The sequence below is a fragment of the Vibrio pomeroyi genome (genome assembly GCF_024347595.1).
Classification (GTDB): Bacteria; Pseudomonadota; Gammaproteobacteria; order Enterobacterales; family Vibrionaceae; genus Vibrio; species Vibrio pomeroyi.
Genome location: NZ_AP025506.1, coordinates 538,509 through 561,732, shown reverse-complemented (window position 1 = coordinate 561,732; position 23,224 = coordinate 538,509). Strand labels below are relative to the sequence as shown.

Genomic DNA, 23,224 nt, shown 5'->3' with positions numbered 1-23,224 from the left:
GAAGCGAATATACCCCACTAAAACACAAGCAAAGCTACCGTTACCAAGCAATGAGCTTTACACTTAACAAGCGTCTCAATAGGTGAAAATATGGAACTCATTCTCTCTCTGCTGCAACAAACCTGCGTCTACTTAGTGATTGCTTACATGTTAAGTAAAACCCCACTGATTCTCCCTTTGTTGAGCATCTCATCTCGCTTAAGCCATAAGATCAGCTGCTACGTTCTGTTTTCCCTGTTCTGCATTATGGGCACCTATTTCGGACTGCAGATCAATGACGCCATCGCCAATACGCGAGCTATGGGCGCGGTAATGGGCGGTTTGTTCGGTGGTCCTGTGGTTGGCTTTGCGGTCGGATTTACTGGCGGGATACATCGCTATTCATTAGGTGGTTTTACAGACTTAGCTTGTGCTATATCAACGACAGCAGAAGGCTTGATTGGTGGCTTGCTGCATGTTTACCTAGTCAGAAAGAACAAAGCCAGTCAGCTGTTTAATCCGCTGGTAGTGTTCTCTGTCACCCTGTTTGCCGAGATCATTCAGATGTTGATTCTGCTCGCAGTCGCCAAACCGTTTGAGCAGTCCTACGCTCTGGTTTCTGATATTGCTGCGCCAATGATCATTGCAAACTCAGTGGGTGCGGCACTGTTCATGAGCATCATCCAAGACAGAAAAACCATCTTCGAGAAATACTCCGCCACCTTCTCACGCCGCGCACTCACCATTGCCGAGCGTTCGGTGGGTATTCTGCATGGCGGCTTCACTTCTGATAATGCACAAAAAATCGTGCGTATCGTTTATGAAGAAACCAACGTTGGTGCTGTTGCGATTACCGACCGAGAAAAAATCCTCGCTTTCGTCGGCATTGGCGATGAACACCATATTCCAAACACACCGATTTCATCGCAGAGTACCCTCACTTCGATGGAAAAGAACGACATCATCTACCTTGATGGTAAAGAGAACCCATACCAATGTTCTCTATCTCAAGATTGTAAGTTAGGCTCTGCGCTCATTATCCCACTGCGTGCTGGTAACGAAGTCGTCGGTACCATTAAACTGTATGAGCCTAAGCTGAAGCTATTCTCGACCATTAACATGTCGATGGCAGAGGGTATCGCTCAGCTATTATCGAGTCAGATCCTGTTCAGCAACTATCAGCAGCAACAGACCCTGCTCACTCAAGCTGAGATCAAACTGTTGCACGCTCAGGTTAACCCGCACTTCTTGTTTAATGCGCTCAATACTATTAGTGCTGTTACACGTCGTGATCCTGATAAAGCGCGAGAGCTCATTCAACACCTATCCCACTTCTTTAGAAGCAACCTTAAGCAGAACATCAATACTGTGAAACTCAAAGATGAGCTGGCACACGTCAATGCGTATCTCACCATTGAGAAGGCGCGTTTCACCGATAGACTAGAAGTGGAATGGGACATAGACCCACAATTATACGAGTCTCAACTGCCAAGCTTTACTCTGCAACCATTGGTTGAGAACGCCATCAAACATGGTATTTCGAACATGTTGGAAGGTGGCACAGTGAAGATCTACAGCGAGGCTTTCAAAGGTGGATTCAAGTTGATCGTCGAAGACAATGCTGGTAACTATCAGAAGCCATCTCAAGATCATGTCGGATTAGGTATGGAGATTGTTGATAAACGACTCACTAATTTCTTTGGACAAGACTCAGCACTAAAAATAGAATCTCAACCACAGCAATTTACTCGAATGAGCTTTATCATACCTATACTAAAATAGCGGTCTTTTCGTAGGTGATAGCTTCTCGGTAAGCATATTTAGAAGACATATATAGAAACAAGCAGGGATAGAATCAAAATGAAGATTGTAGGATGTTAAAAGCACTAGTTGTCGATGATGAGCTTTTTGCTCGCGAAGAGTTGATTGAGCTGCTGACTGAAACTGGAGAAGTTGAAGTCATTGGTCAAGCGAGTAACGCAATTGAAGGGCTTAAGCAGATCAACCTTCTCAAGCCTGATGTGGTGTATTTGGACATTCAAATGCCTCAGGTCACTGGGATTGAATTACTGAGCATGCTTGACCCGGAAACCATGCCTTACGTGGTGTTTGTGACCGCCTACGATCAATATGCGATTCAAGCCTTTGAAGACAATGCCTTTGACTACCTACTCAAGCCCGTTGAACCTTGTCGATTAAACAAGAGTGTTTGTCGTCTGAATAAAGTCATCAAGCAAAACCAGAAAGCACCTGAACAAGACATCTCTGCGATTGCTCCCTGCCACTTAGAGCAGATTCCGTGTATTGGTCATAACCGCATTGTGATCATGGCAAGCCAAACGGTTGAATGCGCCTATTCCGATATCAGTGGCGTGCATGTTCGCAGCTCATCACAAACGGCAACCTCACAACTAACCCTGAAGATCTTGGAAGAAAAGACCGATTTGATCCGCTGTCATCGACAATATTTGATCAACATAAAATCGATCCAAGAGATCAAGTTGTTAGAAAATGGACTGGCCGAGATCATTACACTGACAGGCTTTGAAGTCCCTGTTAGCCGTCGCTACCTCAAGACGTTAAAAGAGCAACTCGGCCTTCAGTAAGCATAATTTAAGCTTAGATATTGCACGATCAAAAAAGCCAGCGCATCAACGTTGGCTTTTTACTGTTTACGAGTCGATAAAGATTAATCGACTTGCTTGATCTGTAGCTCTTTCGGTACTTCGAAGAACATGTTCTCTTCACGACCTTGAATCTCTTCAACATCAGTCGCACCTAACTCACGGATACGATCTAAGATTTGGTTAACTAGCTCTTCAGGAGCAGAAGCACCAGCGGTTACACCGATTTTCTTCTTGCCTTCAACCCATTCTGTTTGAATGTCTTCAGGACAATCCGTTAGGTAACCTGGTGTGCCAAGCTTCTCAGCCAGCTCTTTTAAACGTGTTGAATTCGATGAGTTCTTAGAACCAACCACAATCACTACGTCAACGTCGTTTGCCATCTCACGCACTGCGTCTTGACGGTTTTGAGTCGCGTAACAGATGTCGTCTTTACGTGGACCTTGAATCTCAGGGAACACACGACGTAGCTCTTCTATCACATCAGCCGTCTCATCCACAGACAGCGTAGTTTGGCTCACGTAGTGCAAGTTAGTTGGATCATTCACCACTAGGTTCTGTACGTCCTCTGGTCTTTCAACCAAGTACATACCACCGGTTTGACTAGCGTACTGACCCATAGTACCTTCAACTTCAGGGTGACCTGCGTGACCAATCAGTACTACTTCCATATGTTTGCGGCTCGCACGAGCAACCTCCATATGAACTTTCGTCACCAAAGGACACGTTGCATCAAATACAGTCAGTTCACGCTCTTTCGCTTCTTTACGAACAGCTTGAGATACACCGTGAGCAGAGAAAATTACGATGTTATCGTCTGGCACTTCACTCAGCTCTTCGACAAAAATAGCACCACGTTGCTTAAGCCCTTCAACAACAAAGCGGTTATGTACCACTTCATGGCGAACATAAATCGGTGGCTGATACATTTCAAGTGCGCGCTCTACGATGCTGATCGCACGATCGACACCGGCACAAAAGCCACGAGGGTTAGCTAACATTATTTTCATTTCATTGCTCATCATTTACCGCGGTACTAAGGTTGTTTCTATAGAGTTCGCCGTCAGCGAGGTTCGCATTCTACAGTGAAGCGCCTAGACAGTGAAGCTCTGGGTTGTGTGTCACAGCTGTAAGGCGGTGCTATTCTAACGTTAAGAGAGCTATTCGACAGCTAAGATATTGACATCAAACGTAACGTCTTGGCCTGCTAGTGGGTGATTAAAATCAACCGTCACTGAGTCACCCGCGATATCTGTAATAATACCTGGGATTTCCATACCGTCAGGGCCAGAGAATGCCATGATGGTGCCAACTTCAACATCTGTGCCACCAGCAAATTTTGCTTTATCCATATGGTGAATATGGTCTGGATTAGGCATACCGAACGCATCTTGTGCTTTCAGTTCGATAGACTTTTCTGTGCCTTCTTCAAGTCCAAGCAGACATGCTTCGAAGTTCTCACTTAGGCTGCCATCACCCATAACGAACTTCGCTGGTTTGCCCATATTTTCCGTACTATCGGCAACTGAACCATCCTTCATCTTAATCGTAAAGTGTAGGGTTACTGCTGAATCATTTTTAATTGCTGCCACGTTACTTTCCTTAGACTTCTTTATTATTTGAGAACGCATTCTGCTTTGCTCTCATATTAGTTGCAGCATAAAAAAAAGCGCCACCGGAATCAACCGACAGCGCTTAGGGCTATTCTATTCTGTGAGTCATAGACTGACTTTAAGGCAATCTATTTCAAAGCGTTTTTACTTAAGGCTTATTCGCCTATTTGCTTTCATCTTTCTTGCGGAAACCATCGAGGATGATCATCGCAGCACCGATACAGATTCCCATATCCGCTAAGTTGAATGCAGGCCAGTGGTAAGTGCCCCAGTAGAAGTCTAAGTAATCGACAACAAAGCCGTGTACTACACGGTCAAATACGTTGCCAACCGCACCACCAATGATGATTGCATAAGCGATGTTGTTCCACTTTTCTGTCGCTGGTAGTTTGCTCATCCAGTACGTCAGCATGCCCGTTACTGCAAATGCGATACCGGTAAATAACCAACGCTGCCAACCACTTTGGTCGCTCAAGAAGCTAAATGCTGCACCGTAGTTATGAACGTACAAGAAGTTAAAGAACGGCAGCACCTCAATACGGTTTGCCCAGCCATAACCCATGTTGTCCATGACAAAAAGTTTAATGCCGATATCTGCAAGGAAGACCAATAGAGCCAACCATAACCAACGCACACCAGATTGTTTTAACGAAACTTCACTCATTTCTATTCCTAGTATTTACGAAGCTGGTATTCATTCTCACCTGATTTAAGTGATCATCAGTACCCAACTTGGCGAAACACATTTCCTATAATTAAAAATAACCCCAGTTGATACTGGGGCTATAATTTTTACAAAAAGTTCAGTCTTTCTCTGAGCGGTTATGCGAATTTACGCACTTCGCCTTCACCGTCAATGTTCGACACACAACGACCACAAACTTTCTCGTGACCTTCGATAGTGCCTACATCTGGAGTGTGGTGCCAGCAACGGTCACACTTCTCAGCTTCAGTCGCTGCTACTTCAACAAATAGACCTTCAACGTCTGTCGCTTGAGCTGCATCAGACTTCTCGCTTAGTGGCTTAACAACCGCAGCAGAAGTGATAAGTACGAAACGTAGCTCATCTTCTAGCTTGTTGATCTTAGCCGCTATTGCGTCGTCAGCGTATAGAGTCACTTCAGCTTGCAGAGCACCACCGATTGTTTTCTCTTTACGAGCGTCTTCAAGAAGCTTGTTCACTGCGCCACGAACGGTTTGGATTTCAGCCCAGAATTCGTTGCTTAGCTCTTCGCCTTCAGCAAGACCAAATAGACCTTCGAACCACTCACCCGTGAATACGAACTTGTCACGTTGACCAGGCATCTCGTTCCAGATTTCATCTGCAGTGAACGACATGATAGGTGCCATCCAACGAACTAGAGCTTCTACGATGTAGTAAAGCGCAGTCTGACAGCTACGTTGAGCATGGCTGCCCTGCTTCGCTGTGTACTGACGGTCTTTGATTACGTCTAGGTAGAAAGAACCCATTTCGATAGAACAGAACTGCATTAGACGCTGAGTTACACCGTGAGTGTTGTACTCACCGTATGCTTTAACGATCTCTTCTTGTGCAGCTTGTGCACGGCCAACAGCCCAGCGATCAAGTGCAACCATCTCTTCAGCAGGAACTAGGTCAGTTTCAGGGTTGAAACCGTTCAAATTCGCTAGGAAGAAACGAGCTGTGTTACGAATACGACGGTAAGCATCAGCTGAACGCTTCAGGATTTCATCAGAAACCGCAACTTCACCCGTGTAGTCTGTCGAAGCAACCCATAGACGCAGGATATCTGCACCTAGCTTGTTGGTTACATCTTTAGGTGCAACAACGTTACCGATAGATTTAGACATCTTACGGCCGTTACCATCAACCACGAAACCGTGAGTTAGCACTTGCTTGTATGGTGCTTCGTCTTTCATCGCGATAGATGAAATTAGAGAAGACTGGAACCAGCCACGGTGTTGGTCTGAACCTTCAAGGTAAAGATCAGCACTGTTGCCGTTGTATTCTTCACGAGAGTCAACAACAGAGAAGTGCGTAACACCTGAGTCGAACCATACGTCTAGCGTATCCATTACTTTTTCGTACTTATCAGCGTCTTCTGCGCCCATAAGTTCAGCAGCGTCTACATCCCACCAAGCTTGAATGCCTTTATCTTCAACTAGCTTCGCTACTTTTTCAATAAGTGCAGGGCTATCAGGGTGAAGTTCTGACGTTTCTTTATGAACGAACAGAGCAATTGGCACACCCCAAGTACGTTGACGAGAGATACACCACTCAGGGCGACCTTCGATCATACCTTCGATACGGCTTTGACCCCACTCTGGCATCCACTCAACATTCTTAGTTGACTCTAGTGCTTTTGCACGTAGACCAGCTTGATCCATAGAGATGAACCATTGTGGTGTTGCACGGAAAATGATTGGAGTTTTATGTCTCCAACAGTGTGGGTAGCTGTGCTCGTAAGCGTGGTGATGCAGAAGTGCACCTTTCTCTTTTAGAACTTCTAAAACAGAATCGTTCGCTTTGAATACATGTTGACCAGCAAATAGCTCTGTATCTGGCAGGTAAACGCCGTTTGAGCCTACTGGGTTAGCGATTTCTAGGTTGTATTTCTTACCAACCACGAAATCCTCTTGACCGTGACCAGGCGCAGTGTGAACCACACCAGTACCTGAATCTGTTGTAACGTGGTCACCAAGAACAGCAGGAACAGTAAAGTCGTAGAACGGGTGGTTGAACTGAGAAAGCTCAAGATCAGCACCAGTAGCAAAACCAAGGTTGTGGAAGTGCTCGATACCTGCACGATCCATTACGTCTTTTGCTAGTTCAGAAGCAACAACGATACGTTGAGCGGGCTGGTCGCCATTCGCTTCAACTTGGATAAGCACGTATTCAAGATCATCACGTAGACATACTGCGCGGTTAGCAGGCAGAGTCCATGGTGTTGTTGTCCAGATAACGATAGAGATTTCGCCCTGACCCGCGTGGCCTTCAGCTAGAGTAAATTTCTCTAGAAGAGCCGCTTCGTCAGCTGCAGTAAATTTCACATCGATAGATGGAGAAACTTTATCTTTGTATTCAACTTCAGCTTCAGCCAGAGCAGAACCACAGTCAGTACACCAGTGAACTGGTTTGAAACCTTTAAGAAGGTGACCTTTGTCTGCGATTTTACCTAGAGAACGAATGATGTTCGCTTCTGTACCGAAATCCATAGTGCGGTAAGGTTTGTCCCACTCGCCCATGATACCAAGACGTTTGAAGCTCTCTTTTTGACCTTCAACTTGGCCCGCAGCGTACTTACGACACTCTTCGCGGAATTCAGCAGCCGAAATCTTCTGACCTGGCTTACCTTTCTTCTTCTCAACCATTAGTTCGATTGGAAGACCGTGACAGTCCCAACCCGGGATGTACGGTGCATCAAAACCAGAAAGGGTCTTAGATTTAATAATAATGTCTTTAAGAATCTTATTCAGCGCGTGGCCAATGTGAATGTCGCCGTTCGCGTATGGAGGGCCATCATGCAGTACGAAAGATTTTTTACCTTTCTTTGCCTTACGGATTTCGCCGTAAAGATCTTCTTTGTACCAACGCTTAAGCATTTCTGGCTCACGATTTGCCAGATTGCCGCGCATTGGGAACCCTGTTTCTGGTAAGTTCAGGGTATCTTTATAATCACTCATCGATTCTTAATTCCGTTATATTGGGCGAAGTTAGACATTATGTTAATCGGTGGAATCATCCGATTAATTCTTTAGCTGAAGCAGCCACACCCTTGCAGCTTCAGCATCCAATTCTATTTGATTCTTTAATGCGTCGAACGATTCAAACTTTATCTCGTCGCGCAGTTTGTGCAAAAGTCGTACTTCTAACTGTTTACCATACAAATTGGCTTTAAAGTCAAAAAAGTGCACTTCTAATTGCTGCCTTACACCATTAACAGTTGGTCGTTGTCCAATATTAGCAACGCCACCGACAGGAACCCCATCGATATCCAATGCTTCAACAACATACACTCCCGATACAGGAGAAACACAACGCTTTAATGGAATATTAGCGGTAGGGAAACCTATGGTTCTCCCCAGTTTACGACCATGGGACACACGACCACTAATACTGTAATCACGTCCTAACATGGTAGCACTTGCAGCCAAGTCATCGACCGCTAATGCATTTCGTATCTCAGTACTGCTGACTCGTAATTGGTTTAAGCAATAACTTTGGGTGCTTACCACCTCAAAGCCATACTTTTCGCCCGCTTCTTTAAGCATAGCGAAATTACCAGTGCGGCCTTTGCCAAAGCAAAAATCGTCACCAACCACCAAGAACTTCACACCAAGCTTATCAACCAAAAGATCTTTAATGAATGCTTCTGCGGATAAACTTGCAAAATACTGATTAAAATTGACACACAATAAACGACTGATATCTAGCTTGCTCAGTTGCACGTACTTATCGCGTAAGCGAGTTAAACGTGCTGGCGCTCTATCTCGGGCAAACAGCTCCATAGGTTGCGGCTCAAACGTCATAACAACAGAAGGTAGCCCTAATGCTGCAGCTTGTTTAGAAACCTGACTCAGAACCTCTTGATGTCCTAAATGAACACCATCGAAGTTACCTATGGTTAATACACAGCCATGATGCTGCGCTTTAATATTGTGTATACCTCGGATCAGTTCCATTATGATCAGCTAAAACCTGTTATTTGCATCATTTATTGTGTGAAACCGACGGATTATATACTAATCAGTATTAATCTGTCGCTGCTTTTAAATGTTTTACTCGGATACCTAAAATCAGTACCGAAACAATATAAACAAAGCCACCAAGTCCAATCAAGCCTGTTAATGTCAGCGCTCTCTGGCTAAAGCTCCATTCAAGCCAATGTTGCATATTATCCAGCTGCCATAAAATAGCGGCTACCATCACCACACCCGAGATAATCAATTTGGCACTGAACAATAAAGTTGTCTTCGTTAATTGATATACACCCGCAAGATGTAATCCTCTATATAACAAGGCCATATTCACAAAGGCAGACAATGCAGTTGCAATCGCCAAACCAACATAACCATAGAAATAAGCAAAGATCGCGTTAAACACCATGTTGGTCACCATAGCGATAATGCCGTACTTAACCGGTGTTTTCGTATCTTGGCGAGAGTAGTATCCCGGAGCCAATACCTTTATCAGCATGAAGTTAAGCAAGCCAGATGCGTACGCAACCAATGACATCGATGCCTGTTGTACATCATGTGGAGAGAACTCACCACGCATGAAGAGCACCATCAACATAGGTTTAGCTAACACGATAAGACCTAACATCGCAGGAATACCAAGCAGCAAAACCATGCGCACGCCCCAGTCCATGGTATGTGCGAACCCTTCCCCTTGAGCGTCTACGTGTTTACGAGATAAAGCAGGAAGAATCACCGTCGCAATCGCGATACCAAACAACCCTAATGGGAATTCAAGTAAGCGATCTGAGTAATACAGCCAACTGATAGAGCCCGTCGCTAGGAAACTGGCAATGAAGGTATCAAACAATAAGTTGATTTGACTAACAGACACACCAAACAGTGCTGGGATCATTAATGTGCGGATCTTAACGACACCCGGATCTCTCCAGCCCCACTTCGGCTTAACCAACACACCCGCTTTTATTAAGAAAGGCATTTGGAATAGGAATTGGACTAAACCACCAAGGAATACACCGATAGCCAAGCCAATTTCAGGCTGTTCCAGATTAGGAGAGATAAACCACGCTGCGCCGATGATCATTACGTTCAAGAACACAGGGGTAAAAGAAGAGACCGCAAATTTACCTAATGTATTAAGAATCGCACCAGATAAAGCAACAAAGGTGATAAACCATAAATAAGGGAAGGTAATCTTGAGCATGAAGCTCGCCAGTTCGAATTTAGGCGCCGCTGGGCCATCATTCAGCCAGTCGATAAACCAACCTGCACCAAACATCGCGGTGATCACACCAGAGCCCAAGACCCCGATAACCGTGACGATAGACACTAAAACCCCGAGCGTACCCGACACCTTAGCAATTAAATCTCGAGTCTTATCTTTATCACCTGCCGCGTGATATTCCGTTAATACAGGAACAAACGCTTGAGAAAACGCACCTTCTGCAAAAAGTCGACGTAAGAAATTAGGGATTTTATTAGCGAAGAAAAATACGTCGGCACTCGCTCCAGCCCCCATCAAATTTGCTACTACTACATCACGTACTAGCCCCAATACACGGGAAACAAAAGTCATAGCACTGACAATCAGGCCTGACTTTAATAGTCGTTTACTCACAGAAACCTCTGACACTAGTTGATTACTTTCAAGCGAGGATAAATACTATCCTATCCTAAGAAGCATATTTATTAGCATTGGTCTAAAAATGCTGTTAGAATCCCCGCCATCTTAACCGCGATGACCTTTCCATACCAAAGTTTGTTTGGCTACGATTGGTTTTTGCACAAATCATTTGACAATTAAGCGCTAATGAGGGATAGTCCTCGCCCTTAAATTGTCACCGAACTAAGTTTTTGGGAGTTAGACCCTTGGCAAACAGTAAATCTGCTAAGAAGCGCGCTATCCAAGCTGAGAAACGTCGCCAGCACAATGCTAGCCGTCGTTCTATGATGCGCACTTACATGAAAAAGACTATCGCAGCTATCGCAGCTGGTGATAAAGAAGCTGCAACTGCTGCTCTTGTAGAAGTTACACCACTTCTTGACCGTATGGCGACTAAAGGCCTTATTCATAAGAATAAAGCTGCACGTCATAAGTCTCGTTTCGCTGCTGCAATCAAAGCTCTTTAATAGAAATTTGATTACAACGCAAAACGAAAAAAACCGGCCTAGGCCGGTTTTTTTATATCTAAATTTTGAGTAACGCTGCTATTTACTTACTAAAAGCGACTTTACTCATTGAAACAGTTTTGTTTATTCACCGAACCTGCTTTTCAATAAACAGAATAAGCCGATCGGAAAGCAAGCTGTTCAGGATTAACGTTCGACGTGAAATACTGACACTTCCTTGTGTCGACCTTATCCCTGACAAGAAATCATCTCCCTCATCAGTAATAAGCTACTTGCAGTAAATACCATGCAGTAGGTTAATCATCGCTTTTACTTCTTCACTGCTCAATGTGTAATACACAGTCTGAGCTTCTTTGCGAGTTTCGACCAAACCATCTCTTCTCAACCAAGCAAGATGTTGAGATAAAGCAGACTGACTCAGTTCCAACTTGCCGCACAACTCCCCAACCGACAGTTCAGTACCATGTAATAGGCATAAGATCTGTAAGCGACGCTCGTTGGCCATGGCTTTGAGTAGAATCACAGCTTGTGCTGAGTTCTTCTCCATCTCTTTTAAGTTCATAGTTTGGCTCCCTACAACCTTTGTGCCAACTACGGGCTATCAGTATTTCCGGCATATTGCGGAGTTATGATAATCGATATCAATTCATTAACAAACTATCTCACTCGAACAATTTGCTAAAATCTGCGTCACATACGTTTTTAACTGCTGGATGTTGGATCATCCTCTCAGCAAATATGACGTAGTACTCCTCTTTTAGCTCTTCAATACCACCCAATAATTGCAGCGACGTATCTTCTTCCACTTCAGACATATACAGCGTCGGAGCCAAGAAAATAGCGTCATGATGATAACGAGCAAAAGCCTTCATCAATGCCGCATCATCAAACTCACCTAAAATATCAGGTTTAAGCCCTTGCCTATCAAACCACTGCAGCACTTTACGCCCCATAGAGGTTCGGCTACCGGGGATCAAAAGCTTCCTTTGTTCTAATACTGCTGGGAAGTTAACTGCTTCAACCTTGCCTGAACTGAAAAAACTCATGCCACTCTCTCCTAGCTTCTTACTAAACAAGCCCGGGCTTTGGCTAGAGTCCACCGGACAGTCAGACAAAATCATATCTAGCTTATGTTGAGAGAGTTGCTCAAGCAGCATTTCGTGAGTCGATTCAAAACAGCGAAGGTGGATACTGTTATCTTCTGGAATCGTCGACATTAAGATCTTGCTCACGAGCCTTTTTGACAGCGCATCCGCTACACCCACATCAAACAGAATATTGGAGTGCTGGCTGTAATTCACGATATCGAGCATTTCATAACTCAGGCCAAACATACGGTCAGCATACTTAAAGACCAGCTGCCCAAGCTCTGTTGGCTCAACACTACGCCCATTGCGCTTGGTCAGCTTGCCGTCCATTCGCTCTTCTAATGCTTTTATCTGACCAGTTACCGTTTGAGGAGTGAGAAATAAAGCTTCTGCCGCTTTGGTAACAGAGCCTTGCTTGCAGACCATCCAGAAGTAATAAAGATGGTTATAGTTGAGGTGCGACATAGGTGTGCCGTAATAAAAGGAGTAGATACCCTTTTATATCAAATATGACACTCCCACTCAACAAGCTCGGAAAAACCTAACTTAAACCCTTGTTACCACTTATTTTTTCGAAGTGTGTGATTTCATAATGTAATATTTGAGCGATTATTTTCAATTTTTTTCTAACTTTTAAGATCTATATCACCTATAGAAACACCCTTTAAATTCATTTAAAAACAGACACTTAAAATAACCACATTAGATATAGGAATATTTAAAGAGTAAATCATCACAAAAAAGTCTTACCTAAACCAAAATGTAATATTACTGAAATATTTCCCCTCTAACATCACGCTCAGATTAAACAAACAGACCAAACACAGACTTAAACGGTCCAATGGAGAAAACATTATGAACCAAGCTACTACTGCAGCAGCGCCTATCTCGAGCACAACTCGTTGGCTACGCTGGGCTAACTTGGCATTCATGCTTTACCTACTATTACTTTCAGTTTCAATGGTTGGTACAGGCTTCAAATGGGCAACAGGCGAGCAAGCAAAGGTTCTTTTTGAATTTGCTTCACACCCAGTTGCAGGCTTAATGATTGGCTTAGTGGCAACAGCACTTATTCAGTCATCAAGTACAGTTACTTCAATTATCGTTGGCCTTGTGGCAGGTGGTTTACCTGTTGAGCTAGCAATCCCTATGATCATGGGTGCAAACATTGGTACTACGGTAACCAATACGCTAGTTAGTCTTGGTCATGTTCGTTGTAAAGAAGAGTTTAAGCGTGCGTTCGCAAGTGCGACCATTCACGACTTCTTTAACTTATTAGCCGTTGCTATCTTCCTACCACTAGAGATGGCGTTTGGTATTCTAGAGAAGATTTCTCACTGGTTAGTGTCTCCAATGCTAGCAACAGGTGATATGAGCATGAAGGGTCTTAACTTCATCAAGCCAATCACTAAACCTGTAGTAAGCGCGATTAAAGAGCCACTATCAACATTTGGCGACACTGTTGGCGGCATCATGCTTATCGTTCTTGGTATCGCGACTATCTTCGTAGCTATCACTGTAATGGGTAAGCTAATGAAGAGCCTAATGGTTGGCCGTGCTCGTGAGATTCTAAAGAACGCAATCGGTCGTGGTCCAATCCACGGTATCGCTTCTGGCTCTATCGTTACTATCCTTGTTCAGTCTTCTTCAACGACAACAAGCTTGATGGTTCCGCTAGTAGGTTCAGGTGTTCTTAAAGTGCGTGACGTTTACCCATTCACTCTGGGCGCAAACATCGGTACATGTATTACCGCTCTACTTGCAGCAACAGCAGTATCTGGTGAGTTCGCAGTATTCGCACTACAGATTGCTCTAGTACACTTGGTGTTCAACATCATGGCAACGGTATTCATCTTCGGTATTCCGTTCCTACGTGAACTACCAGTTAAAGCAGCTGACTTGATTTCAGACATGGCTGTGAAGAACAAAGCTGTAGTGGCTGGTTACCTTGTTGCGGTATTCCTTGTACTGCCTGGTAGCGTGTTAGCTCTTACCGCTTAACAGCAAAACAAACATCGCTTATAACAAAGCCCGCAACCTTGGTTGCGGGCTTTTTCTTTTTTGGAACAGATACGGGATTCGAGTGAACGAGTAACGAAAGCAAAAGCAAAAGCAAAAGCAGATACAGAAACGATTGTGGTAAGTAATCAACCGTATTGCATCAAGAGATTCCCAACTCCCTCCTTCGTCGGTCTAGGGAATGACGGAGGCTTTGCTCTTCGCATCTCGAATCCCGTTTACTCGTATCTAGCTACCCTACTTACCTTGCTCATTACGCAAGTACATAATAGCGACCATGCCAAAGCCGATAAATTGCCATAGATACTGTCCATCGCTTGCGCCAGTGATAGTTTGAGTGAAAGCCATACAAGCAGTCACAAACAGAGAAGCAAAGGCGGCATAAAGCAACCACGGACGTTCTTTACCAACCATGAACTCACCACCAAGTACCGAGCGAATAACCAATAAAAACGGCACACATTGCAAAGCAATTAGAATCGGAAACATAAAGTCGAACGTTGGACTCAGTAAAACGTGACCGACTTGGCTTTTGTCCCAAGTACCGACAATATAGCCTTTCCAGCCTGCCCAGGTATCTCCCGCATAAGCAGTATCTGGCGTGATAAAGCCAAGTAGCACGCCCATCACTTTATCGATAAAGCCATTTTTGAACCAAAAAACGAATAAGAAGATCTGAATAGGAATGATCTGAAAAGCAAACTTCTTCAACATGTGTTTATCCCAAATAATGAATGATTTGGTGACCAGTATGTGGAAGTCGATGTCATTACGCTTGATGCAAGGCAATTGAGCTTGAGTCCAAACAGTAATCAAACATGTTGAGAAGCTAGTTGGTACAAGTGAGTTTTATAGAAATACCGTTGCAATCAGCTCTCACGAAACACGTTCACTTGAAAACGTATTTCACGGTTTAGGAAAGGTTTGTTTTTTATAAAGATTCAATAAGATCAAACAGTTGACCTGTATGCTCTTTTTTTACGTCAGTATAGCGCTGATAGTTGTATTGCGAGCCTTTTGGGTTGTCCGACAGCTTGTCAGCCACACTAAGCAGATAAAAGCTGATTGGGCTCGGTGTACTTTCAGCAGCATAAGAAAGGTAAGGGAAAGCTTGATTGGCATGTTGGTTGATTAACAAAGCTAGCCCCAGAGTAAGATTGGCAATATCACAACGTGGATTCATCTCAAAGGCTTGCTTTGCCAATTGCAGAGCGCGTTCGCGATCTTCTTGCTCACTGTTTTGCAAATAAGCCAAAGACTCCGAATACGAAAGTAAGGCATTGACTAGATAGTTGTCTCGCCCTTGCTGTTGAATCCCATTCAACTGAACCGCTATGTCTTCAAATGGCTGACCACCTTTGCCTTGGTAAAAAAGCGATATCCCCTCAGAGATAACACTCCAATCATCGTAGCTCTCAATAGAGGTCACTCGATGACTCGCTACGCCATACTCAGACCCCATAGGCGCAATAATTGCTTTAATCTCAAGGATGACATCCCCAATGGCATCAAAGAAATTATCTTGGCTAAAGCTCTTTTCTACTTTCTGTCTTTGGTTAGGGTGACTGTTGTTTTGTACCAGCACATTCAGTACATAATCCCCATCCTTTTTCTTGAGCCAACTTTTGAGTTCGACACCATTGTTGGCAAGTGATTGCCTGCCTTGTTTAGATAGCTGAGAGAAGTGGTAACCTGATAGATTTTTAGCTGAGTTCAACCCGTAAAAAAGATAGTTATAGACACTTTCCGACATCTCATAATTATTCGCCGAATCGAGGGTGATGTCATGGATATAAACGGGAATCACATCAGCCTGGCGTGCAGTAATAACCATAGGGTCATTAGTTTGGAAGTCATTGTTCCATACCCAAGCTACAGTTACGCCAACCGCTAATACTGCGGTTACAGTGAGGGTGATGATTTTCTTTTTGTAATAAGGAGCGAGAGTTGCAGTCGCAGATAGAGAAGTCTTTTCGGCAGACATAAATTTAACGCTCGGCTGAGTTACTTCAATATCAAACAGATAACCTTGTTTAGGTATCGTCTGAATAATCCGATACGGACGAGACTTATCCTGAAGTTGACTGCGCAACAAACTGATGACCTGTCTGACCAAATTGTCGGATACGTGAGTTCTTTGCCACACATCGTTAGCGATCTGTTGCGTACTCACCACCAGCCCACGCTTTTCGATGAAATAGCTGAGCAGCTTTGCTTGCAATGGCTCTAAATGAATCTCTTCACTATCAATCACCAACTGATTCTTCTCTGGGTAAAAAGAAATAGGATATTCGTGTTGCAATACGAAGCAATGCGAGCGAGTCATAGCTGTTCTGTAGTTAGAAAAGACCCCACAAGATTATTGGTTTTATAAATAGTAAGCAAGCCAAGCATTGCAAATAAAAAAGGCTGCACAGTGGCAGCCTTTCTATCAAACAAAGCGGATAAGATTAAACCGAGAACGGGTACTTAATCGCTTCGTGGCATTCGTAACCTTCAACCCAGAAGTCATCCATCGTTACCCACGTTTCCAAATCTTCTAGAGACTTAATCTCAGGGTTGATATGGAATGTTGGGCCAACTAGAGGCTCACGCTTCAACTGAATATCACGCATAGGTGCAAGTTGATCTTCGTAAATATGAGCATTCACAAGCTTGTGGTAAGCCACACCCGGTTTCTTGCCAGTGATTTGCGCCATGATAGCCAAGAACACATAAACTTGAACCATGTTGAAGTTCAGGCCTAGCGGTACGTCACAAGAGCGTTGAGTGCTGTTTAGGTACAGAGTGTCACCAAGTAGAGAGAAGTGGTGGCTGTACATACACGGACGCAAGCACCCCATGTGGAACTCGCCTGGGTTGTAGAAGTTTAAGATCTCACCACGGTCATCAATACCGTTCGTTAGATCATCAACAATCTTCTTCAGTTGGTCGATATGACCGCCATCAGGCTTTGCCCATGCACGACCTTGAACACCATAAACACGGCCCATGTCATCTTCACCCTTACGGTAAGGATTGTTCAGCCATGCTTCGTTCAAGTTAGAGTTCGCATCCCAAGTTTTTGTGCCTAGTTTGCGGAAGTCTTCAGCATTATCGTAACCACGGATGTAGCCAAGCAGTTCAGCAACCGCCGCTTTCCAGAAACTTTTGCGCGTTGTGACTAGAGGGAACTGGTTATTACCAACATCATATTCCAGGTCAGCATTGATCACGGTTAGGCAGCGCTTGCCCGTACGTTCATTTTCAATCCAAGTACCGTCATCAACGATACGCTGACAGAGATCTAAATACTGTTTCACACCAATTCCTTACTTCGTTTGTTGTGGTAATTCGTCTTTGTAGTGACCGCGTTTGTATGCCCAAACCATCATCAGCACACCGATAATAACCATTGGCAGTGACAGGATTTGTCCCATCGAGATAAATCCACCGAACAAGCCAAGGTGAGCATCTGGTTCACGTACGTATTCTACTAAGAAACGGAATGTACCATATCCTGCTAGGAATAATCCTGATACAGAACCAAGAGGACGCGGCTTTTTAATAAACCAGTTCAAGATGAAGAACAGAACAATACCTTCAAGCGCCATTTCATAAAGCTGAGATGGGTGACGAGGAAGTGGACCACCATTCGGGAACACGATAGCCCATGGCACGTCAGTCACACGGCCCCAAAGCTCGCTGTTCATGAAGTTACCTAAACGGCCCATACCTAAACCAAATGGTACTAATGGCGCAATCATGTCTGCTACACCAAAGAAGGTGCGACCGTTCTTTTTCGCATACCAAAACATTGCGGTGATAACACCAAGCAAACCACCATGGAAAGACATGCCGCCAGTCCATACCTTAAATAGGTAAAGTGGGTCTGCTAAGAAAAGGTCAAAGTTGTAGAAAAGTACGTAGCCAATACGACCACCAAGAACCACACCTAGAAAGCCAGCAAACAGTAAATCTGATACTTGCTCACGAGTCCAACCACTACCTGGCTGATCAGCTCGGCGATTTGCTAACCAAAGAGCAAACATAAAACCGACGAGGTACATTAGGCCGTACCAACGAACTGAGATTGGTCCTAGTTCAATAAGAACAGGATCGATATTTGGGAATTCGATAAAACCCTGAGACATACTTGGCTCTCTATCTAAATTGATCAACGGTTAGCTCACAGCTAACAGAAAAGACACTACAGCAACATTGTGGCTGCTATAAACATTAAAAATACCGCAAAGAATTTCTTCAACACAGGGGTTGGCAATTGAGTAGCCAACTTCGCACCCACTCGCGTCGTCAGAACGGAAGTACAAGATATCGCAATCAAAGCCGGAAGATAAACATAGCCTAAGCTAAATGCAGGTAGATCATCGACAGAAGAACCATGCCAGATGAAACCGAGCATTCCCGAGATCGCAATAACACAGCCACACACCGAAGATGAGCCAACCGCTTTGCGCATTTCCACACCGTGATGGTTAAGGAAAGGTACAGACAACGATCCGCCACCAATACCCGCTAAGCTTGATACCAAACCAATACCGCCGCCACATAACATGGTTTTAGCTGAACCTGGCATCGCCTTCTGACTCTTAGAGCGAATCGACAATAGCATTTGCAAAGCCAACACCAACACGATCATACCGAATACTTTTGGCAGATACTGAGCCGGAATCACTTCGGCCACAAAAGAACCGAGGAAACCACCGACAACCACTCCTGGCATTAACCACTTAACGACAAAGATATCCACGTTACCCAACTTTAAGTGGTTAATCGCAGACGATCCTGACGTAACAATGATGGTAGATAGCGACGTAGCCAGTGCCATTTGCATTGCAAACTCTTGAGGGATACCCGCTTTAGGAAGCAAAAACAGTAAGGCAGGAACCACCAGCAAACCACCACCAATGCCTAGCAAGCCAGCTAAAACACCAACAACAGCACCAAGGCCTGCTAACAAGCCTATAAGTTCATATGACACGTTAAATCCTATTTTTTACCTGCTCGAATGAAGCCTGTAAATTCACGCTCTTCGAAATAGTTCAGCATCATACTATAGATGTCACTACCATACGGTTTTGAAAGTGCCTTATTTGCCAAATCCTGTAATTCACCCAAGTTAGATTGACGAATCAAATATTTGGTTCTGGCCACATTCGAGGTATTCATACTTAGTGTCTGATACCCCAACCCAATCAGTAACAGTGCGCCCATTGGATCACCGGCTAACTCTCCACAAATACACACGGGTAATTGATACTGCTTACAAGTATCATGAATTTGTTTTAATGCCATGATCACCGCAGGGTGCATTGATTCATAGACATCGGAGACTCGTGAATTGTTCCGATCAACGGCCAATAAATATTGGGTTAAGTCATTGGTACCGACAGAAACAAAATCGACCTTATCCGCAATCAGCGGCAACAAATAAAGCATTGATGGAACTTCGATCATGATACCAATGCGTGGCATACGCACTCGGTTATCAAGCTCGTGCACTTCGTCATAGGCTTGTTCAATCAGCTGTAACGCGTCATCGAGCTCTTGAGCACCGGAGATCATCGGTAGCAAAATACTTAGGTTGTGGCTCTCACAACTTGCACGCAACATGGCGCGTAACTGAATAATAAAGATATCAGGATGATCGAGCGTAAAGCGAATACCACGCCAACCAAGGAATGGGTTGTCCTCTTCGATAGGGAAGTAAGGTAAGGCCTTATCACCACCGATATCGAGCGTACGCATCACCACTTGCTTCTTAGGATAACTTGCCAGTACAGAACGATACTGTTTGAACTGTTCGTCTTCTGACGGAAACCTTTGTTGCAACAAGAAAGATATTTCCGTTCGGTACAGCCCGACTCCATCAACTCCTTGGTTGATAGCTATATTAGTATCGGCACTCAAACCCGCATTAAGCAAAATCTCGACCTGCTGGTCATCTTGCGTTTTGGCTGGTAGATACAGTTCTCGGTTAACCATAGAAGAGAGCTCACTCTCCTCAAGAATCAGCCCTTTATACTCTTTGAGTAGGTTCTTCGTCGGCTCAATAAAGATCTCACCACTGTACCCGTCAACAATCGCTTGCTTGCCATTCGCTTGAACGAGGTTGAGGTTAACCCCCATTACCGAAGGAATGCCAAGAGCGCGAGATAAGATCGCAGCGTGCGAGTTCGCCGCCCCTTCCAAGGAGATCACTGCCAACAGCTTCTCTTTTGGAATCGACGCTAATACTGAAGCCGTTAATTCACGAACCACCAGAATAATAGGTTTATCTAAGGTGCGTAGCTCGTATTCAGAGTTATGGAGGAAATACAGCAGCCTTTGTCCGAGTTCTCGGATGTCTTGCGCTCTCTCACGAAGATAAACATCAGACATGCGAGCAAAGCGGTTGGAATAACTCTCAACCACTTGTCTTAATGCCCAATCGGCTTTATCGCCTTTTTGAATTTGGCTCTTTAGATCCTTACGCAACATAGGATCGTTGAGTAAGTGAGTAAACAGGTCAAAGATCGCCAATGCGTCTTTATTAATTTCGCTGTCTAAGCGCTTTCGCATACGCTTAAAGTCATTGAGGGCTTTCTCGACCGCGACCGCCAACAACTCTTGCTCTCTTTCGATGTTGAGTGTCGATGCTGGGTACACATCCGTTAATTCAGGCTGTGTGTTGTCCCACCAAATATCACCAATCGCGACACCCGATGAGGCAGCAATACCTTTAGTTGCAGGTAGCTTCTGTTGCTCTAATAGCCAATGGCCTTGAGTTTGGGCGTGCGCCACAATAACCGCAAGTTGTGCTGAGAGCGTGACAAGGAAGGACTCTTCCATCTCACTGAATAAACGCGGGGATTTCTGCTGAATAACCAATACGCCAAGCACTTGCTTGCGATGGATGATCGGAGTACCAAGAAAAGAGTGATAGACGTTTTCTCCAAGCTCTGGAAAAAACTTATAAGCAGGGTGAGCAGACGCTTGTGCAAGGTTGATAGGTTCCGCACTTCGCTTAACAAGGCCAACCAGACCTTCGTCAAAACCAATGTGGATACTATTGCCTTCAAAGATCAGGCCTTGAGTTGCCATCAACTCAAGGCGCTGCATATCATTATTGGCTAAATACACGGTGCAACATTCCGTCTGCATCGCACTGCATGTCTCTTTAACTAAAATATCAAGTGCCGTCGACACATCTTCAACTCTTGATACGTGTTCAACTATTTCCCTTAGTTGACTGAGCATGCTTAACCTCTACGCAATTTGCGTTTTCCTTTTGTTTTTCGCTCTTTAAACGGCATTGCTAAAGATGCGAATTCTTTCATCGCTCGACGGTAAACATCTCGCTTGAAAGAAACAACTTGTCGAACTGGGTACCAGTAACTCACCCAACGCCAACCATCAAACTCAGGTGTACTTCCACGCTGCATATTGATACGCGATTCATCGCAATCTAAGCGCAAAAGGAACCACTTCTGTTTTTGTCCAATACAGACAGGTTTCGAATCCCATCGAACCAGTCGTTTGGGTAGCTTATAGCGTAACCAATGACGACTTGTCGCGACGATCTTTACATCCTTTTTAGTAAGGCCAACCTCTTCATACAACTCGCGGTACATTGCCTGTTCCGGAGTCTCACCTTCATCTATTCCCCCTTGAGGAAATTGCCATGAATGTTGTCCGTATCGTTTAGCCCAGAAGACCTGACCATGATTGTTACAGATTACAATACCAACATTTAATCGGTAACCATCGCCATCTATCACTGGCCAACCTCTATCTAAATTTTTAATTACACTGATTTTTCCACATATCCCCAATCGGAGCAAACTTAGTGACGTGATAAGCGCTATATTTATGAATATTAACTAAGAATATGGATAAGTTTTGTTCAAATTTTAGTTACCCACACAATAGTGAGACATAGACCACATTTATTCACCTTTTCTGTGAATAACTATGTGAAGAATTACCCGCAATCGTTTTTTTTAATCCATAGATTCATCAACACCCAAAACAACCAATCTATGAATTAAATTTAAATTAATTTAAAATCAGATAGTTAAAGATAAAAATCAATTTTCAGAAACAAGATAAATGAAAAAGATCTTTTAAAATTAGAACGTGGTTAAAGATCAACCACTCCGGTGTTTATCCACACTGGTAATGGAAAGATTCATTTTAACCCCTGTTTGGCAAGCATTTTATCCACCACAAACCCCTGTTTATTTATCCACTAAATTAATATTTCAATTAATTACGTTCATGTCCTGTGGATAACCCTGACTTTGATCCCTTTAGTCGCAATGAGATCATTTCTTAACCAGTCGTCATATGGTGATAACTTCTGATAAAATCATTTTTTTGATCATGCCTTTTATTATGAAACCAGAACCACAAACACAACAAGAGCTTTTAGACAGAGCCTACGCGATTGCCGGAATGACTTTCAAAGAGCTCGCTGACGAAGCTGAAATGGACATGCCGAACGACCTAAAGCGTGATAAAGGCTGGGTTGGACAGCTTTTGGAATGGCACTTAGGCGCACCTGCTGGCAGTAAGCCAGAACAAGATTTTGCGAAGCTAGGTATTGAGCTCAAAAGCATTCCGATTGGCTACTCTGGAAAGCCGCTCGAAACCACGTTTGTTTGTGTCGCTCCACTAATGGGTGTGCAAGGCATTACTTGGGAAACCAGTCACGTTCGTAACAAGCTATCCAAAGTGTTGTGGATCCCTGTCGAGGGAGAAAGAGAGATCCCATTGGCAGAAAGGCATGTAGGATCCCCTTTGCTATGGACACCAAGCGAGGCTGAAAACGAGCTTCTAAAAAGGGATTGGGAAGAACTGATGGAATTGATCGTGTTAGGCAATGTTGAACAGATAACAGCAAGGCACGGTGAAGCGCTACATCTACGACCAAAAGCCGCCAACAGCCGAGTGTTAACGGAAGCTTACGGTGCAAGTGGAAAACCCATCAAGACTAAACCGCGTGGTTTTTACCTAAGAACTCAATTCACCCACAAATTGCTGACGACACACTACGCATAGATCGCTTTAACGGACCTCAAAGATCGGATGATCAATGTGTTATCAACCGTCG

At 44.1% G+C, this 23,224-nt stretch carries 20 protein-coding genes; 5 read left to right on the top strand and 15 right to left on the bottom strand.

Annotation, left to right across the window (positions count from 1 at the left end; genetic code table 11):
* Positions 1–90: 90 nt before the first annotated feature.
* The gene (locus OCV12_RS02470) at positions 91–1,761 is read left to right on the top strand and encodes a sensor histidine kinase (RefSeq protein ID WP_261885271.1); all 1,671 of its coding nucleotides are present in this window, start codon (positions 91–93) and stop codon (positions 1,759–1,761) included.
* 92 nt (positions 1,762–1,853) lie between these two features.
* Positions 1,854–2,585, top strand: a complete 732-nt coding sequence (btsR, locus tag OCV12_RS02465) for a two-component system response regulator BtsR (protein WP_132762242.1) — start codon at positions 1,854–1,856, stop codon at positions 2,583–2,585.
* 83 nt (positions 2,586–2,668) lie between these two features.
* Here btsR and ispH read toward each other — a convergent pair whose 3' ends face one another.
* The 6 genes from ispH to murJ all read right to left on the bottom strand — a co-directional run bounded on the left by ispH (position 2,669) and on the right by murJ (position 10,511).
* A complete protein-coding gene (ispH, locus tag OCV12_RS02460) occupies positions 2,669–3,625 on the bottom strand; it encodes a 4-hydroxy-3-methylbut-2-enyl diphosphate reductase (RefSeq protein WP_171731860.1) in 957 nt (318 codons plus the stop codon).
* 138 nt (positions 3,626–3,763) lie between these two features.
* Positions 3,764–4,195 (bottom strand): FKBP-type peptidyl-prolyl cis-trans isomerase, encoded by a 432-nt coding sequence (gene fkpB, locus OCV12_RS02455; RefSeq protein WP_145575390.1) that lies wholly within the window; start codon positions 4,193–4,195, stop codon positions 3,764–3,766.
* A gap of 184 nt (positions 4,196–4,379) precedes the next feature.
* A complete protein-coding gene (lspA, locus tag OCV12_RS02450; RefSeq protein ID WP_004739521.1) occupies positions 4,380–4,880 on the bottom strand; it encodes a signal peptidase II in 501 nt (166 codons plus the stop codon).
* A 158-nt stretch (positions 4,881–5,038) separates the two neighbouring features.
* Positions 5,039–7,879, bottom strand: a complete 2,841-nt coding sequence (gene ileS, locus OCV12_RS02445) for an isoleucine--tRNA ligase (protein WP_261885270.1) — start codon at positions 7,877–7,879, stop codon at positions 5,039–5,041.
* Positions 7,880–7,942: 63 nt separating this feature from the next.
* A complete protein-coding gene (gene ribF / locus OCV12_RS02440; RefSeq protein ID WP_017062867.1) occupies positions 7,943–8,878 on the bottom strand; it encodes a bifunctional riboflavin kinase/FAD synthetase in 936 nt (311 codons plus the stop codon).
* Between the two features lie 70 nt (positions 8,879–8,948).
* A complete protein-coding gene (gene murJ / locus OCV12_RS02435) occupies positions 8,949–10,511 on the bottom strand; it encodes a murein biosynthesis integral membrane protein MurJ (protein ID WP_032545310.1) in 1,563 nt (520 codons plus the stop codon).
* 251 nt (positions 10,512–10,762) lie between these two features.
* On the opposite strand from murJ, the gene rpsT reads away from it, so the two are divergent.
* Positions 10,763–11,023 (top strand): 30S ribosomal protein S20, encoded by a 261-nt coding sequence (rpsT, locus tag OCV12_RS02430; protein ID WP_004739529.1) that lies wholly within the window; start codon positions 10,763–10,765, stop codon positions 11,021–11,023.
* A gap of 268 nt (positions 11,024–11,291) precedes the next feature.
* On the opposite strand, the gene OCV12_RS02425 is transcribed toward rpsT, so the two are convergent.
* Both OCV12_RS02425 and nhaR read right to left on the bottom strand, forming a co-directional pair.
* Positions 11,292–11,585: an ArsR/SmtB family transcription factor gene (locus OCV12_RS02425; protein WP_004735028.1), complete on the bottom strand. Its 294-nt coding sequence runs from the start codon at positions 11,583–11,585 to the stop codon at positions 11,292–11,294.
* A 100-nt stretch (positions 11,586–11,685) separates the two neighbouring features.
* Complete coding sequence (gene nhaR, locus OCV12_RS02420) at positions 11,686–12,576, bottom strand: transcriptional activator NhaR (RefSeq protein ID WP_261885269.1); 891 nt, start codon at positions 12,574–12,576, stop codon at positions 11,686–11,688.
* Positions 12,577–12,966: 390 nt separating this feature from the next.
* Here nhaR and OCV12_RS02415 point away from each other — a divergent pair, with 390 nt between their 5' ends.
* Positions 12,967–14,112 (top strand): Na/Pi symporter, encoded by a 1,146-nt coding sequence (locus OCV12_RS02415; RefSeq protein ID WP_017629800.1) that lies wholly within the window; start codon positions 12,967–12,969, stop codon positions 14,110–14,112.
* A 255-nt stretch (positions 14,113–14,367) separates the two neighbouring features.
* On the opposite strand, the gene OCV12_RS02410 is transcribed toward OCV12_RS02415, so the two are convergent.
* The 7 genes from OCV12_RS02410 to rppH form a co-directional block, all read right to left on the bottom strand.
* Positions 14,368–14,844, bottom strand: coding sequence for a hypothetical protein (locus OCV12_RS02410; RefSeq protein ID WP_261885268.1), 477 nt, complete (start codon positions 14,842–14,844; stop codon positions 14,368–14,370).
* 217 nt (positions 14,845–15,061) lie between these two features.
* Entirely contained in the window at positions 15,062–16,456 is a 1,395-nt protein-coding gene (locus OCV12_RS02405) for a winged helix-turn-helix domain-containing protein (RefSeq protein WP_261885267.1), read from the bottom strand.
* 124 nt (positions 16,457–16,580) lie between these two features.
* A complete protein-coding gene (locus OCV12_RS02400; RefSeq protein WP_123302202.1) occupies positions 16,581–17,432 on the bottom strand; it encodes a thymidylate synthase in 852 nt (283 codons plus the stop codon).
* A 9-nt stretch (positions 17,433–17,441) separates the two neighbouring features.
* Positions 17,442–18,263 carry a prolipoprotein diacylglyceryl transferase gene (lgt, locus tag OCV12_RS02395; protein ID WP_017059338.1) on the bottom strand — a complete coding sequence of 274 codons (822 nt, stop codon included), beginning with the start codon at positions 18,261–18,263 and terminating at the stop codon, positions 17,442–17,444.
* 56 nt (positions 18,264–18,319) lie between these two features.
* On the bottom strand, positions 18,320–19,111 hold the full coding sequence (locus OCV12_RS02390) for a sulfite exporter TauE/SafE family protein (RefSeq protein ID WP_261885266.1): 792 nt from the start codon (positions 19,109–19,111) through the stop codon (positions 18,320–18,322).
* Positions 19,112–19,119: 8 nt separating this feature from the next.
* The gene (gene ptsP, locus OCV12_RS02385) at positions 19,120–21,369 is read right to left on the bottom strand and encodes a phosphoenolpyruvate--protein phosphotransferase (protein WP_261885265.1); all 2,250 of its coding nucleotides are present in this window, start codon (positions 21,367–21,369) and stop codon (positions 19,120–19,122) included.
* A gap of 2 nt (positions 21,370–21,371) precedes the next feature.
* Positions 21,372–21,890 (bottom strand): RNA pyrophosphohydrolase, encoded by a 519-nt coding sequence (rppH, locus tag OCV12_RS02380; protein ID WP_004739545.1) that lies wholly within the window; start codon positions 21,888–21,890, stop codon positions 21,372–21,374.
* A 616-nt stretch (positions 21,891–22,506) separates the two neighbouring features.
* Between rppH and mutH the strand changes: the two genes are divergently transcribed.
* Positions 22,507–23,172 carry a DNA mismatch repair endonuclease MutH gene (mutH, locus tag OCV12_RS02375; RefSeq protein WP_261885264.1) on the top strand — a complete coding sequence of 222 codons (666 nt, stop codon included), beginning with the start codon at positions 22,507–22,509 and terminating at the stop codon, positions 23,170–23,172.
* Positions 23,173–23,224: the final 52 nt, after the last annotated feature.